Raw genomic sequence first — 14,897 nt, 5'->3', positions numbered from 1 at the left:
CACGGAATGATTTGCTGCTGATAGACCATGGATATACCAACCAATAATTGTGGTTTCGTGATAAATTATGCAGCATGAAGTTCTCAGACTACATAGATAGCCATCACGTGTTCACCACGTCCTCGCTCCTCGAGGCGATGGATTCTGCGGGCGCGGCCGAGGAGCAGCTGCGCCGCGCCGTGAGGTCCGGGGCGGTGGAGCGCGTGCGCCGCGGGCTCCTCGTCTCCAACCACGGGCGGTTCGAAGACGTCCCCGTTGAGCAGACGGAGGTCGTCGCGGTGCTCGACGCCGGCGCGGTCGTCTCGTACCACTCGGCCCTCGAGTCGCACGGCGTCGCGCACAATGCGGGCTTCGCGTGCCGCTTCCGCTCGGACTCCGTGCGGTCCAGGTTCGACTTTCGGGGCGTCGCCTACTGCCCCTGTGGCCCGGTGGGAAACGCGAGGTCGAAGACCATGAGGTCGCCCGCGGGCACGTACCTCGCCACGACCAGGGAGCAGACGGTAGTCGACTGCCTGGGCAAGCCGGCCCTGGCGGGAGGGGTCGAGGAGGCGGTGCGGAGCCTGACCGCCTTCGTGTACCTCGACGTGGAGGAGCTAGTCGGGCTCGCCGTCGATGCGGGGCCTTCGATGGCTTCTCGCGTCGGGTGGCTGCTGTCCGCGAAGAAGGCTGAATGGCACGTGGGCGAGGAGAGCCTGTCGCTGCTCGAAGGTCGACTCGGGCCCGGACCTTACCGCCTGGGGCCCGCGAGCGCGGGATCGGCGGGCTGGGTCGCCAGCTGGCGGCTCGTCCTGCCCGAAGACGAGGAAGAGGTGATGTCGTGGATAACGCGCTCGTGAGGGAGTTCCCGCCCCGCACGCTAGACAAGGTCGAGAGACTTCTCGACCTGCTCGCGGAGCTCGACGAGCACCCCATGCTCAGGGGCAAGTGGGCGCTGCACGGCGGGACCGCGATCAACCTGTTCATGCTCGAAGTGCCGAGGCTGTCAGTGGACATCGACCTCTCGTACGTCGGCGCGCTCGACAGGGACGCGATGCTTGCCGAGAGGCCGGCCATCGAGAGGTCCATCGGCGAGGTGGCGCGCTCCCAAGGATATGCCGTCTCCGGGGCTCCAGGTGGCCATGCCGGTAGGACCTTCATCCTCAATTACAGGTCGCAGTGGGGGCCCGACCACGTGAAGATCGACTGCATCTATTTGAACCGCTCCCCGCTGATGGCCATCGAACGCAGGGCTTCGACCCTCATGCCAGAGCTCCGCGTCCCGCTCTTCGCCGATGTCGAGCTCGCCGGAGGCAAGGTCAAGGCGTTCTTCGACCGCGTGAAGGTGCGCGACCTATACGATATCGCGAACTTGAAGCGCGTGCTCGACGCCAGAGGCGTTGAGGAGCGCGGCGTTGCCCATAAGGTCATCCTCTTCTACGCGTCGCTCTCGGCGACGTTCCCGCACGGGTTCGAGAGCCGTCCCGAGCGATTTGCCGGCAGGGGACGCGAGCTCGAGGAGCAGCTCCTGCCCATGCTCCGGAGGGATGAAGAATCTCCCGTTCTCGAACAGCTTGTCGGCACTGCGCGCGAGTTCGTTTCCGCCTACGTTCTGCCGCAGACGGACGTCGAGGAAGAATATCTCGGTCGATTCTCGAGAGGGGCGTTCGAGCCTGCCCTGCTGTTCGAGAACGAGACAACGGCGCGTGCGGCCATTGCCAGTCCGGAGGCCCAGTGGAAGCTGCAGAACATTAGAAAGATGCTTGGGACCGAGTAACAAGGCGTCCGACGGCTTGTAGCCACTCAGCGATCTCGCCAATGTATTCCACCAGCTCAGAGCTGTCACTCTTCACTCGAGAATCGTCACTCTTGAGTTGGGAGACACCTCGCCCCGCCGCCGCTATACCCGTCCATATAGTCAGTTGCGCGCAATCGAACTGCGTTTACGCAGGTCAAACATGTCACTCTTCGTTCGGCATAAAATACTCTCCCCAAGTGACTACGGAGTATGTAATCATCGATGACTACGGGGTGACTATATGGTTTTCGCGACGAGAGAGCGGAGGGAATACCAGCTCAACTGCCCTGTTGACTACATCAAAACGGGCTATGCAACAATCGAGTGGGAGTGAGCCGAAAAGGTCATGCTCCGCAAGGCCGGCTCCGTTAGAGCCGGCCTTTTTTATGACGGCCCCTGCGGGCCTCCGGCGGCGGCCTCCGCGCCGTGTGCCTATATGTCCTAGATTCGGCTTCTCTCTTCTGGATGTCCTCCTGATCGGCTGGTGCCCGCATCCCGTGCGGGGCATCTCGAGATCTTTATAGGCCATCTTCAAGGAAGGCGCCGGCGCGAACCGCGGTTAAACAGTACCGAGTGGTAGCAAGCGCTTCACCACCAGGTCGGTGCGGTCCCTGTGCCGGGGACGCGCCGGTGCCCGCGCCCCGGCGGTTCGCGGGCAGGGCCTCGACAGCCCCGCCCGTGGTATGAATTAACCGGCGATCTCAATAGGATGGCCCCCAAGTGCCGGGGCCTTTTTCCCGGCGTTTTCTTTATATAGGAGCCCCCTTGGAAGAAGAGGGCTGCTTCGTAGACGAATCGGGGGTCGGACAACCTGCGCGACAGGGGGCTCCCACATCCCGCTGCACGCGGGGCCGCTCATGACGGGCCACGGCCACCGACGAGAAGTTCTTTGGCGGCTGGTCGCAGTTCAAGAAGGGCGTACTGAGGGAGCTGCGGGCGAAGCGGATGTGAGGTGATTTCCGGTGGCCCTGACGATGCGGCGACGTTTCTCCAAAGCATAAGGTTTCCGGATGTGCAGCCGCACTTCTGGCAGCAGCCCTCGGCTTAACGCCAACACCGGGTGGGGCGGCTGAATCTTGGAATCCGATGCCCAAATTCAGCCTTGCATCCCAAGGCGCCATTGGCGTTTGCGTCGAGCGGTCTTTTGGCGACGCACATTGGCGGTGCGTATCGAGGCGCGGTTTGTAAGCCGCCCGGTACGAGAACGCGGGCGGCTTGCGCCCCTCCCTCGAGTTCCCGGCCGTGACGTTCGACGGCTTGATCCGGCGCGTCATAATGGAGGCAGACAAAGAACCGAACCTGACAAATCGTCAGAACCTGACAAATCGTCAGACAATTTGTCATATTCGTAGCTGTTACCAGCGTTTCGCGATATCGAAAAGGTTGGCCGCATGGATTCGGACAATAGCAACTCCCTTAAGCAGTCTCTCGGTCTGGTTCCGAGGAAAATAGACAGTGTTGCCGCTCCAGACATTGCCTCGTATCCCGGTGCGTGGGGCTTAAAGGCGATGGGAAAGCGCGGACAGACCGAAGAAATTCTCCGCGAGGCCATAGAGTTCGAATACGACATGAATGACTGGCGACAACGCTATGCAGCCCAGCTTCACGTCCTCAAGTTCGCCTCGAAACGCGCGATGACGTACGATTTGTGCCTAGAGGCATGTGAGAGGGATGCGCACAACCTCCGCTATGTACCAGAGAAGTACCTCGATGATGCGATATTCCTTACGGCGGTGTCGAACGAAGGAGGGGCGCTCTCGTCTGTACCGGAGGAGCACCGCTCGTACGACATCTGCATGGCGGCCGTCTCGAACAATGGGCAGGCGCTCCGAAATGTGCCGGCCCGTATCGTCGACTTTGCCCTATGCAAGGTGGCAGTCAGCAACGACGACCGCGTGAACGGCGGATTTGACCCAGCCCTCGCGTATGTCCCTAAAGAACTCCTGAAAGGCGATGCCGGCCGAGAGCTCTGCGAACTGGCTGTACGGAAAAACGGCGCGGCCATCTCAAGCGTAGCGCCTGAGCTTATGAGTCGCGAGCTCGCTGAATCGGCGATACGCCATCCGGTTGAGGCGCTTCTGAAAGAGGTTCCACCAACGAGCGACAATTACTTGCGCTTCCGTCCCTGGCAATTGTCATGGCCGATAAACCGCGTCCCGGACGCCTTCATGTCCCAGGGGCTTGCAGACTTGTCCGTATCGCTGTTCCCCGCCAGTATCTCGGGAGTGCCCGATGACTTCGTCGACATCAAGGCGTGTGTCAAGTCAATTTCGGAGAATTGGAAGTACTACGGTCTCATCGCACCTCCGACTAACGAGAACAGTCGACTCATTAAGGCGGCGCTCGACTCGTCCCCACTCGCCCTGCAATACGTTCCGAGGCATCTTCGTACGAAGAAGATGTGCCTCAAAGCAAGGAGACGCGGCGGCGACAGCGTGAGTCTCGATTGGTTTCCTGAAGAGGTAAAAAGAGAGCTGGCTCAGCCACGGGACAGAACCAAGCTGCGGACGGCTGCTGGGTTGCAGATTCCGAAAACGGCTGCACCAGACGGCTCCATTGTGAGAATCGGTGAATCTCCAGAATTAGTGGTGAGGGACGAGCCTGACGAGTCCTCGCTGCGCGTCCATTATGTCACCGACCTCCATCTCGAACATCAGCTGAAACTGGGCGGCATGACTCTCTCCCAGGCGAGGCCGGTGGTCGAAGGGAAGGTCGCTGAACTGATCAACTCTCTCGACGGTACCTATGGCAGCGTCGGATCCGAGAGAGGGATAGGGCCCATGCATGTCGTCAACAATGGGCAAGGCGTCGTACTCGTCGGCGGAGACGTTGCGGATGGATTGGAGTTGACTGCCCTTTTCTATGACGCGCTATGTCGCGGCCTACCCAACATGATAAGAATAGGTGTTCTGGGAAACCACGAATTGTGGGATCTCGGCGTTGACGGGAAGACGACGAATCGACCGATTGACGACGTTATCGCGAGCTACCGTGACAGGTTAAAGGAGCTCGGCGTCTACCTGCTCGACAACAGCCTTATCGTCATGCATAGGGGTATTAACCTCAGGCGTATACCGGAAGACGTTCTCCTCGATGCCGGCGACGCAGAGCTCGCGGAGGTCTGCCGCAAATCCACGCTCCTCGTGCTCGGGGGAACGGGATTCTCTGCGCTGAATCCAACTTTTAACGCCGAGGTCGGAGACATCTACCGCGGAACGCTCGACTATGATGAGGACGTGAGGCGCGCGGAGCGCTTCCGGGCAGCCTACAAGAAGGTGCTGCGGTGCGCCGGCGACCGTCGCGTGATCGTGCTCACCCATAATCCCGTGCATGATTGGTCGGACGTAGCCCTCAATCCCAACTGGGTCTACGTGAACGGGCACACTCACCGGAACGTCATTCTGCGTAAGAACGATGGGACGACTGTTCTCTCAAACAACCAGGTCGGCTACGAGCCCCGCGAGTGGCACTTCGACGAGCTTGTCGTTCGCGGTAGATACGACCCGTTCGAGGAATGGCCTGACGGCATCTACGAGATAACGGCCGCGCAATACGAGGACTTCAGCCGCGGCCGCGGAATATCGATGGATCCTTTCAAGCGTAAGGGGACCATCTGGATGCTCAAGTGCGATGGGACATACATGTTCGTGTTCTCGAGCGGGGCTAACCTGAATCTCCTGGTCGGGGGTCGCCTCAACCGTCTTTATCACCCGAAGGAATACTATTACGAGAACATGTCCCGTTATGCCGATGGCGTTCGAAACGCGTTCGCGCCGTACAGGCGAGCCCTCAACGCCATATCGAAGGAGGTCCGAGCGGTAGGGGGCTGCGGCGATATCCATGGCTGCATCGTCGACGTGGACTTCTGGAACCATGTGTATCTGAATCCTTATGACGGAAAGGTGTCCTATTACTATGCGGAATCCACTGCCGAGAGGAGGCTCTTCAAGACATTCCGGGCTCTTCTCAAGTCATCCCCGGTGCGTCCTGTGTCTTCAGATGGCACCTACCTGCTTGGACGTTTCGATAAAGCCAAGAAGGGCGACGCTCTTCCGATCCTTTCAAAGAGAGCGACGTCCCTGGCTCCCGTGCCCGATGCGGTCATCGATACTGACGCAAGGATGTATGAACCGTCGCGCATCATGAGGTCGATACAGTACGTCTTCGACCAGGACGTTATCCGCATCTGGCGTGACGAGGTGCTGGACTACGCTGGCAAGGCTGGCGCGCTCCCAGTTGGCGGGCTAAAAGGCGGCTCCTCGTCATAGGCATGTTCACTCCTCGCCGTAGACTTCTAGCGCTTGGGGCCGAATGGGGCGCCAGCCATATAGCAGAGTTCATAAATGACATGCCACTCGGGGTTTAGCGTAGCGGACGAGCGCTTGCGCTCGAAACGGGCAAAGTCCTATGACGCAATAGCGAGGTTGCCGTAAGAGGTGAGCATTGCGTCCATCGGTGCGCGCCGATGGGGATTCTGCCTAATGCGTAGCGTTCTGATCTCGTGTAGTCAGTGCCTTGTCTAGACGGCACGTTTCCGCAGGTCAGACGTGTCACTCTTCGGTCGGGATTTGTCACTCTCTGGTCGAGCCCCATGCAGCACCGCTCCACTCGTTTCGGGGCATGTAGTCAGTTGCGTGCAATCGGACGGAGTTTCCGCAGGTCATACGCATCACTCTTCGGTCGGCGGAAAATACTCTTCGAAAGTGACTACACGGCATGTAGTCATCCCCGACTACACGGTGACTACACGTTTCCCGAGAGCGAAGAGTGACAGGAACCGCAGGTCAGACGCTGTGCCGACTACACTCATACTTGCCTTGTCACGATAGAGTGGGAGTAAGTCGATAGGGCTTTGACCAGCACTTTTGAGTGCCGCACTGTACTCCTGAGTTTCGTTGGGACCCCGGACGAACGATCGGACCTTCTTGGTCCGGGAGGGAGCCCGGGATGTATACCAAAGGGGAGCGCGAGGGGACACTCTGGGAGTTCCACCGTAGCGGGATGAGCGTGGCGGAGGCCTGCCGCAGGCTCCCGCTGTTCCCCAACGAGTGGAACCTGAGACGGTGGCTGCGCATGGAGGAGGCGGGGGAGCTCGCCGCCCGCGAGATGCCCGAACGGGCCTCCCGCATGCACTGCGCCCACGGCGAGGGCAGCCCCGCGTACCGGAGGGCGCGCCCCCGCCCCGGGCCCGCGGCACGCGCGCGCACGGAGGGAAGGGGGCCCGACTTGGCCGGCACCGAGGGGCGCGAGGGGCAGACCGACTGGCGCGACTGGGGCGCCGACCTGCCGGAGGACCCGGCCGAGCGGGCGAGGGTGGCCGAGGCCAGGCTCGCCGAGGCCCTGGCGGTGTTGGACGTCCTAAAAGCACCCGGCCCTGGCTCTTTGACCAGCGAGGAGAGGTACCTCGCGGGCCAGGCGGCCAGGGAGGCGAGCCCGGCGGTGAGGCTCGCTGACGTCTGCGAGACGCCCTCCATACCCAAGAGCACCTACCTCTCGCAGCGGGCGAGGCTGTCGCGGCCCGACCCCGAGGCGGCCCTCAGGGCGCGCGTCCGCGCCTCCTTCGAGGCGTCCGGCGGCGCCTTCGGCTCCGAGAGCGTGTGGGCCGACCTCAGGCGCGGGGAGGGCGAGCCGGTCTCCTGGCGCGGCCTCGCGGAGGGCGACATGGCCACGCCGGTCGTCGTCTCCGAGAAGGTGGTGCGCCGGGTGATGCGCGAGGAGGGCCTCGTGCCCCGCAAGGCGGCCCAGGTGCGACGGAGGGCGAGGTGCAGCAGCTACGCCGGGGAGCGCGGCGAGAGGCCGGCCAACCTGCCCCTCCGCGAGGACGGGGCGCACGACTTCCACGCCGCCGAGCCCGGCCTGCTCTGCGTCACCGACGTCACCGAGTTCCGGCTGGGCGGCTTCAAGGCCTACCTCAGCGCGGCCGTCGACTGCTTCGACGGCTGGCCGGTGTGCTGGAGGGTGTCCCCGCACCCCGACGCGGGGCCGGCGCTCGGCACGCTCGGGGACCTGGTCGCCGCCGTGCGCCCGACGGAGGGGAGGCCGCTGGTCCTGCACAGCGACGGGGGCGCGGTGTACATGACCGACGAGTGGGCGGCGGCGTGCGCCGCCGGCCACGCGGCGCGCTCGATGTCGCGCAAGGCCAGGAGCCCGGACAACGCGAGGTGCGAGGGGTTCTTCGGCACCCTCAAGAGCGACTTCTTCCACGGGACCGACTGGAGGGGCGTGACGTTCGCGGAGTTCCGCGAGAGGCTGGGCGCCCACGTCGAGTGGCACGGGGGCGGCAAGCCGAAGAAGGCGCTAGGATGGAGGACGCTGAGGGAGCACCGCGCGGCGCTGGGCTACGCGGCGTAGCGGTGGTCCAGAGGAACGTCCGGGGTCCCAACTGCCACAGAATGTGCACTCGTTGTCGAGAAACCTCATTGTCAAAGTTTATCATGCAGCAAAGCACCAAGGCTGCGCGTAATCCATGTTCGCGCCAGTGTCCTTTCCAATACTGGAGTTAATTGGGTTGCTAAATTCATTCATAACCGCAGATCGCCATGCACAGAATCGCCGCCCGAATTGATTGCCGTCAACTCGGGCACCCGGACATTTTGCCCATTAACTCGAGACGGCGATTGTTATTGATTCGGAAAATAAAAAATCGACTTCAATCCATTTGCAGAAATAAGCGAACTATATTGACAGGTATCGATATAATGCCTAGAATAATCTATTGAGAGTTATCGATATATCAAACGCAAAGTGAGGTCAGATGGACTATGGAACCTGCGCTGCGGTCTGTAATGTGCTCTCGGATGCGACGCGTCTGAAAATCGTCGACATGCTCTCCTGCGAGGAGATGTGCGCCTGCGATCTGCTGGAGCACCTCGAGATATCGCAATCGACCCTGAGTTACCACATGAAAGCGCTTACCAGCTGCGGACTTGTGCTCGGCGAGAAACAGGGTCCGTGGATGCGCTACCACCTCGATACGACCCGTTTCGAGGAGTTAGCCCGCTACATAGGGCACCTCTCGATGGAAAAGGAGGATTGCATCTGCGAAGCTGCGAAACGGAATTGCGCGGATAGTATCAAGGTAAACGAACAGATGGAGGAAAAGAAATGAAAAAGCTTGAGTTCTTCGAACCGGCGATGTGCTGTGATACGGGGCTCTGCGGCCCGAGCATCGATCCCGAGCTGCTGCGTGTAGCCACCGTAGTCGAGGAGGTGCTCAAATCGGGAAACTACGTATCACGGCATAACCTGAAATCCGACCCGGACGCCTTCGTCACCAACGAGACCGTAGCGGGAATCCTGAAGGAACTCGGCATCGATTCGCTTCCCATAACGCTCGTGGATGGGAAGGTGGTCGCAACCGGTTCCTACCCTTCAAACGAACGGATATCAGAACTGCTCGACTTCGAACTGAACTCCGCACCGGAACCTGCCACAGAGGATTCATCATGCTGTTGCCCACCAGCGGCGTCCGATGAAGGCACTTGCTGCTGTTGATGTCGTCATCCGACGCGAGCGATCACTTGGTAGAACGAAGGGTGCTATGCAACCTACGATGAATGCTTTCGATATAAACGCGCTTGAACCTTACAAGTACCTGTTCTTCACAGGCAAAGGAGGTGTCGGCAAGACCTCGGTCTCCTGTGCGGCGGCGGTCGCGTTCGCCGACGCCGGTGAACGAGTGCTCATCGTGAGTACCGATCCGGCCTCCAATATGCAGGACGTCTTCGAGACCGAGATCTCGGAGGAAGGCACGAGGATAGAAGATTGCCCGAACCTCACCGTGATGGATGTCGATCCGCTCAAGGAGGCGGCAGCCTATCGTGAGAACGTCGTGGGGCCCTATCGCGGCATCCTTCCCGATGACGCCATAGCGAACATCGAGGAGCAGCTCTCTGGGTCGTGCACCATCGAGATCGCCGCATTCGACAGGTTCGCCTGGGCGCTCACCGACAACGATGTTGCGACTAGGTACGACCGCATCGTGTTCGACACCGCACCTACCGGACATACCTTGAGGACCCTCGAGCTCCCGTCGGCGTGGACGAACTATCTGGACGAGAACTCGACCGGAACCTCATGCCTGGGACAGCTCTCCGGCCTGGGCGATAAACGGGAAACCTATGCCAAGGCGGTGGCCACGCTTGCCGACGTGACACAGACCGGCATGGTACTCGTCGCTCGTCCGCAGACCCCGACGCTCGAGGAGGCGGCGCGTTCGCGTGCCGAGCTCTCGGACCTCGGGATAGTCTGCCAGATGCTCGTGGTGAACGGCATGCTGGAGCAAGCCACCGATGAGGCATCCGGTGAGATGCTCGATGCGCAGGAGAAGGCGCTCGAGCATATGCCGGAAGGCCTCGCGGGGCTGAGGATGTATCGGAATCCGCTCAGGTCCTATAACGTCACCGGGCTCGACTTTCTCCGCAGATTCCTGAAGGGTGAGGCGGACCGATTGATGACGTCAATCGAGGTCGAGCGTCCTGACGTCCGCTCGCTCGATGATCTGGTGGACGAACTCGCCGGAAGCGGCCGACGCGTCATATTCACGATGGGCAAGGGCGGGGTCGGGAAAACCTCGGTGGCCGTCGACATCGCCAAGGGTCTCGCAAGACGCGGGGAGAAGGTGCGTCTGACGACGACCGATCCGGCCGACCATCTGGGTAACTTCGATTTGGATACACCCGGTCTCTCGGTCAGCCATATCGACGAGAAACATGAACTCGAAGCCTATGAGACCGAAGTGCTCGACACGGCGCGCAAGACCATGGGCGATGAGGACTTCTCCTATATCCAGGAGTCCCTGAGGTCACCCTGCACCCAGGAGATCGCCGTGTTCCGAGCGTTCGCCGATATCGTCGCGAAAGCCGATGAGGAAGTCGTCGTCATCGACACCGCTCCCACCGGGCATACGCTTCTGCTGCTGGAGAGCACGCAGAGCTACGACGAGCAGATGGAGAGTACCGGCGGCGAGGTTCCCGAATCCGTCAGAGAACTGCTCCCTCGCCTGCACGATCCAGCTCAGACGGAGGTCGTCATCGTGACGCTTCCCGAGGCGACACCGGTCTACGAGGCGCAGCGCCTACGCGACGACCTCGACCGGACGGGTATCGACAGCAGGTGGTGGGTGGTGAACCAGTGCCTGTCGCTGGGAGATGCGACCGACCCAATGCTCAGGGCCCGCGCCGCCTCCGAGCGACAGTGGCTCGACCGTATCGATGACATGTCGAAGGGTCTGACCGTCGGCATACCATGGAACGCATCGGGAGATGTGAGATGAGCGACAAGGAGCCTGTCATGGAAGAGATGAACGATCCAACGGCCTGGGTGGCCGAGCTCTGCGAGGCGAGCGACGGCACATGCCCCTCGGGTCTGCTTGAGGAGGTTATGGCCGATCCGCGATGCGATGCGTTCGGTCCCATACACCATTTCATCGTAGGCGCGGTCCTGCTGACCTGCTATCGGAATGCACTCGGAGGCGCCGATCGCGATGAACGGCTACAAGCGGACCTCGAGGAACTGCGGCAGCGTTCCGCCATCGTTCCCGGTGCCGCCTGCGCCTACTGGGGCGTATGCGGAGCGGCCGCCTCGGCGGGCATGGCGCACGCCATCATCCGGGGCAACGAACCCCTTGAGAAGGAAGGCTGGTCGGAGGGCCAGTCGATGGTCGCACGCATCCTGGCCGAAATCGCAAAGACTGGTGCGCCACGCTGCTGCAAGCGTGACTCCCGCATCGCGGTCGCCTCGGCGACCAGAGCCTTCAATGACCTGTTTGGCTGCGATATGCAGACGCTGGGCGTGCTCCCCCTATGCAAGACGATGCCGAAGAACACCGTGTGCCTGGGCAGCACGTGCCCCTACCATCCGAGGCGTGCATCATGAGTGATGGGAATGAGAGAAGCACCGGCAAGCGCCTGGGCGTCCTGAACAGATTCCTCACGCTGTGGATATTCTTGGCCATGGGAGCAGGCGTGGCGATAGGCTACTTCGCGCCAGGCACGGCGTCGGCGATAGATTCACTGTCCGTGGGCACCACTAACATCCCCATCGCCATTGGGCTCATGTTTATGATGTATCCGCCGCTTGCGAAGGTGCGCTATGAGGAGTTGCCGGCCGTGTTCGCCGACAAGAAGACGCTCACTCTCTCGCTGTTGCTGAACTGGGTGGTCGGTCCCATCCTCATGTTCGCTCTCGCACTCATCTTTCTGCATGGATATCCCGAGTACATGGCGGGGCTCATCATGATCGGCCTGGCGCGCTGCATCGCCATGGTCATCGTCTGGAGTGGCCTTGCCGGCGGCAGCAATGAGTACACGGCGGGGCTCGTGGCGATGAACGCCATATTCCAGATACTCTTCTACGCGCCCATGGCGTGGCTGTTCATCACCGTGCTTCCGCAAGTTTTTGGCTTGCAGGGTGTTGCAGTGGACGTCACAGTCTGGCAGATCGCGCAGAGCGTGCTCCTCTATCTCGGTATCCCGTTCGCAGCAGGCGCGCTTACGCGCTTCCTGTTCGTGCGGGCCAAGGGGCTTGAATGATATGAGACATACGTGGTGCCGAAGATCTCGCCGGTGAGCCTCATCGCGCTGCTGTTCACCATCGTGGTCATGTTCTCGCTCAAGGGTCAGATGATCGTGCAGATCCCGCTCGACGTGGTGCGTATCGCCGTGCCATTGGTCTGCTATTTTGCGATCATGTTCTTCGCGAGCTTCCTTCTCGGGCGCAGTCGTGATATAGATTATCCCAAAAACGCCTCAGTTGCATTCACCGCCACAGGCAACAACTTTGAGCTTGCCATCGCTGTATCAGCTGCGGTGTTTGGACTCTCGTCCGGCGAGGCCTTCGCCGCCGTGGTCGGTCCATTGATCGAGGTGCCAGTACTTATCCTGCTGGTAAACGCAGCACTAAGGATGAAGGAACGGATGTATCCGGCAGTGACGGTTGAAGATGAATGAACTCTGGACAAGGCGAGGCCAGAGTATTCCCGTTTGCACAATGAAACTCGTGTGTGTTGCCGGAATATCAAAGGTGACCCAAGGGAGACAGCCCTTCACTTACGGCAGATAATTGACATTCGCGATATGAAGCTAAATCTTCGCCGATGCTCTCTGCTATGAACTGAGAGCTGGACTCAAAGATGATCTATTGCCCTGCGTTCTATTGAAAGAAGGGTTTATTCCTGTAAAAGCTAAATTGGACAAAGGCGGCATCGAGGAATTTGTCGATTGGTCTCTACTTGACAAAACGAGTGTAAAGAAACTTTTGCAAAGCTTGAGAACAAGAAGGAAAACCGATTCTTGTGTGACATCCATGAGACGCCTGTCAGAAGCAATGCATAAGCAAGCACTTACGCATTGCAGATGAGAGGGTAATACTTCTTGCCATTGCCCTGCCAAGGGGTGGTCGAAGAGACGGAACGCGAGATTGCTTGTCTCCAAGCCGCCTGCAATCATTCCCGCAGGCAAAACTGGGAATAATCAAGTCTGCAAGCATATTTTTCCAGCAAAAGTGTAACTACTCCTTTTCCGTCCGAATCAAAGGCTGATTCGGACGCGATTCGTATCGAACGGTACGAGACGGACGAGGTAACACGATATGAGATTACATCGAACCAGCTGGACAAACGCCGCAGTTGAGTGGGAATAATTTACATCATTAAAATAGCCACGATTTGCTTTTTAACGTCCTTATTTTCGCCATCTTGTGCGATAATAAGGACGTTCTGATGTCATGATGATTGGAGGGCCATGGAGCGGTTCCTTATGGATGATCTCATCGGGTGGAAAGATTCTGTCCGCAGAAAGCCCCTCGTGCTCAACGGAGCCAGGCAGGTTGGAAAGACCTGGCTGCTCAAGGAGTTCGGGGCGAGATACTTCGAGAACGTCGCCTATGTCAACCTCGACAACAATCCAGGTCTCGCCGCCCAGTTCGATGCAGGCTACGACTTGCCCCGTCTTCTGCTCATGGTGCAAGCGGAGAGCGGGCAGAAGGTAACTCCCGGGAAGACATTCGTCATACTTGACGAAATTCAGGAATGCCCCAAAGCGCTCACCTCGCTCAAGTACTTCTGCGAGAATGTCCCAGAGCTTGCCGTAGCAGCGGCAGGATCTCTCCTCAGCATTACGTTCCATGAGGGCACCGGCTATCCCGTTGGCAAGGTCGACATGCTTGATCTCTATCCCTTGAACTTTCGCGAGTACCTTGATGCGACTGACAATTCAACGCTGCGGGAGATCGTTGATTCGGGCGACGAGCATCTCCTCGGGCCTTTTGCTGTGAAGTTCAAGGAACTGCTCAAGCAGTATTACTTCGTAGGGGGTATGCCTGAGTCCGTGTCCGCATTCGTCGAGTCCGACGACCTAGGTGTCGTCCGCGCCGTGCAGGAAGGCATCCTGTTCGGCTACGAGAGAGACATCTCCAAACATCTCGGTGCTGCCAGCGCGGAATATATCCTTTCCGCATGGCGTTCTCTGCCAGCGCATCTCGGTCAGGAGAACAAGAAATTTGTGTTCGGTCATATCAAGGATGGGGCTCGGGCTCGGGACTATCGCTCGGCGATCACCTGGCTCACCCAAGCCGGTATTGCGACGAAGGTTCCTAGAGTGTCCAAGCCAGGCATCCCATTGGTCTCTTACGCCGATGAATCAGCGTTCAAGCTCTTCGCCCTCGATGTTGGCCTCCTCTGTGCGCTCTCCGGGCTCGATGCTTCGAGCATCGTCGACGGCAACGCACTTTTCACGGAGTTCAAGGGAGCCCTCACCGAGCAGTACGTATGTCAGCAGCTTGTCTCGGACTGCGACCTCAAACCCTTCTACTGGTCAGCTGAGAACTCTAGCGGCGAGATTGATTTCCTCATCCAACGCGGCAGCGGAATCTACCCAATCGAGGTTAAAGCCGAGGAGAACCTGCGCTCGAAGAGTTTGAGGGCGTTTTCCGAGCGGTACCCCGACACGGTTCCGAGGCGCTTCAGCCTCTCGGGCTTCCGAGACCAGGGGTGGATGCGCAACGTGCCGCTCCACGCCATCGGGAACCCAAAGAACTGGGAGTGAGCGACGCTGATTGCGAGCCTTTAGATCAACAAAGTCCATCGACAGACGGCATACCAGCGCGGTCATCTCGTGCCACTCTG

11 protein-coding genes are annotated in these 14,897 nt (G+C 59.8%); all 11 read left to right on the top strand.

What is annotated here, in order from left to right:
- Window positions 1-74 precede the first annotated feature (74 nt).
- The 11 genes from INP52_RS08450 (at window position 75) to INP52_RS08405 (ending at window position 14,817) form a co-directional block, all read left to right on the top strand.
- Window positions 75-836: a type IV toxin-antitoxin system AbiEi family antitoxin domain-containing protein gene (locus INP52_RS08450; RefSeq protein ID WP_194370845.1), complete on the top strand. Its 762-nt coding sequence runs from the start codon at window positions 75-77 to the stop codon at window positions 834-836.
- Entirely contained in the window at window positions 818-1,753 is a 936-nt protein-coding gene (locus tag INP52_RS08445; RefSeq protein ID WP_194370843.1) for a nucleotidyl transferase AbiEii/AbiGii toxin family protein, read from the top strand. Before INP52_RS08450 ends, INP52_RS08445 begins: the two co-directional genes overlap by 19 nt.
- A 1,412-nt stretch (window positions 1,754-3,165) precedes the next feature.
- The gene (locus INP52_RS08440) at window positions 3,166-6,042 is read left to right on the top strand and encodes a DUF4116 domain-containing protein (protein WP_194370842.1); all 2,877 of its coding nucleotides are present in this window, start codon (window positions 3,166-3,168) and stop codon (window positions 6,040-6,042) included.
- 679 nt (window positions 6,043-6,721) lie between these two features.
- The gene (locus INP52_RS08435; protein WP_194370839.1) at window positions 6,722-8,125 is read left to right on the top strand and encodes an IS3 family transposase; all 1,404 of its coding nucleotides are present in this window, start codon (window positions 6,722-6,724) and stop codon (window positions 8,123-8,125) included.
- Window positions 8,126-8,528: 403 nt separating this feature from the next.
- Window positions 8,529-8,882 carry an ArsR/SmtB family transcription factor gene (locus tag INP52_RS08430; RefSeq protein WP_194370830.1) on the top strand — a complete coding sequence of 118 codons (354 nt, stop codon included), beginning with the start codon at window positions 8,529-8,531 and terminating at the stop codon, window positions 8,880-8,882.
- Window positions 8,879-9,268 (top strand): arsenite efflux transporter metallochaperone ArsD, encoded by a 390-nt coding sequence (gene arsD, locus INP52_RS08425; protein ID WP_194370828.1) that lies wholly within the window; start codon window positions 8,879-8,881, stop codon window positions 9,266-9,268. The genes INP52_RS08430 and arsD overlap by 4 nt, the downstream gene beginning before the upstream one ends.
- A complete protein-coding gene (gene arsA, locus INP52_RS08420) occupies window positions 9,246-11,048 on the top strand; it encodes an arsenical pump-driving ATPase (protein WP_228478325.1) in 1,803 nt (600 codons plus the stop codon). Before arsD ends, arsA begins: the two co-directional genes overlap by 23 nt.
- A gap of 17 nt (window positions 11,049-11,065) precedes the next feature.
- Complete coding sequence (locus tag INP52_RS08415) at window positions 11,066-11,650, top strand: DUF5714 domain-containing protein (protein WP_228478324.1); 585 nt, start codon at window positions 11,066-11,068, stop codon at window positions 11,648-11,650.
- Window positions 11,647-12,306 (top strand): arsenic resistance protein, encoded by a 660-nt coding sequence (locus INP52_RS10250; protein WP_269747164.1) that lies wholly within the window; start codon window positions 11,647-11,649, stop codon window positions 12,304-12,306. The genes INP52_RS08415 and INP52_RS10250 overlap by 4 nt, the downstream gene beginning before the upstream one ends.
- 12 nt (window positions 12,307-12,318) lie before the next feature.
- On the top strand, window positions 12,319-12,723 hold the full coding sequence (locus INP52_RS10245) for an arsenic resistance protein (protein WP_269747163.1): 405 nt from the start codon (window positions 12,319-12,321) through the stop codon (window positions 12,721-12,723).
- Between the two features lie 807 nt (window positions 12,724-13,530).
- A complete protein-coding gene (locus tag INP52_RS08405) occupies window positions 13,531-14,817 on the top strand; it encodes an ATP-binding protein (RefSeq protein WP_228478323.1) in 1,287 nt (428 codons plus the stop codon).
- The last annotated feature ends 80 nt before the right edge of the window (window positions 14,818-14,897 follow it).

Origin of the sequence: Thermophilibacter immobilis (genome assembly GCF_015277515.1) — a bacterium.
Classification (GTDB): domain Bacteria; phylum Actinomycetota; class Coriobacteriia; order Coriobacteriales; family Atopobiaceae; genus Thermophilibacter; species Thermophilibacter immobilis.
This window is presented reverse-complemented; position numbering and strand designations above follow the sequence as displayed.

Excerpts from the sequence above, each read along its gene's own strand:
- INP52_RS08450 (WP_194370845.1), top strand. The coding sequence starts at position 75 with ATGAAGTTCTCAGACTACATAGATAGCCATCACGTGTTCACCACGTCC.
- INP52_RS08440 (WP_194370842.1), top strand. The coding sequence starts at position 3,166 with ATGGATTCGGACAATAGCAACTCCCTTAAGCAGTCTCTCGGTCTGGTT.
- INP52_RS08435 (WP_194370839.1), top strand. The coding sequence starts at position 6,722 with ATGTATACCAAAGGGGAGCGCGAGGGGACACTCTGGGAGTTCCACCGT.
- INP52_RS08430 (WP_194370830.1), top strand. The coding sequence starts at position 8,529 with ATGGACTATGGAACCTGCGCTGCGGTCTGTAATGTGCTCTCGGATGCG.
- arsD (WP_194370828.1), top strand. The coding sequence starts at position 8,879 with ATGAAAAAGCTTGAGTTCTTCGAACCGGCGATGTGCTGTGATACGGGG.
- arsA (WP_228478325.1), top strand. The coding sequence starts at position 9,246 with ATGAAGGCACTTGCTGCTGTTGATGTCGTCATCCGACGCGAGCGATCA.
- INP52_RS08415 (WP_228478324.1), top strand. The coding sequence starts at position 11,066 with ATGGAAGAGATGAACGATCCAACGGCCTGGGTGGCCGAGCTCTGCGAG.
- INP52_RS10250 (WP_269747164.1), top strand. The coding sequence starts at position 11,647 with ATGAGTGATGGGAATGAGAGAAGCACCGGCAAGCGCCTGGGCGTCCTG.
- INP52_RS08405 (WP_228478323.1), top strand. The coding sequence starts at position 13,531 with ATGGATGATCTCATCGGGTGGAAAGATTCTGTCCGCAGAAAGCCCCTC.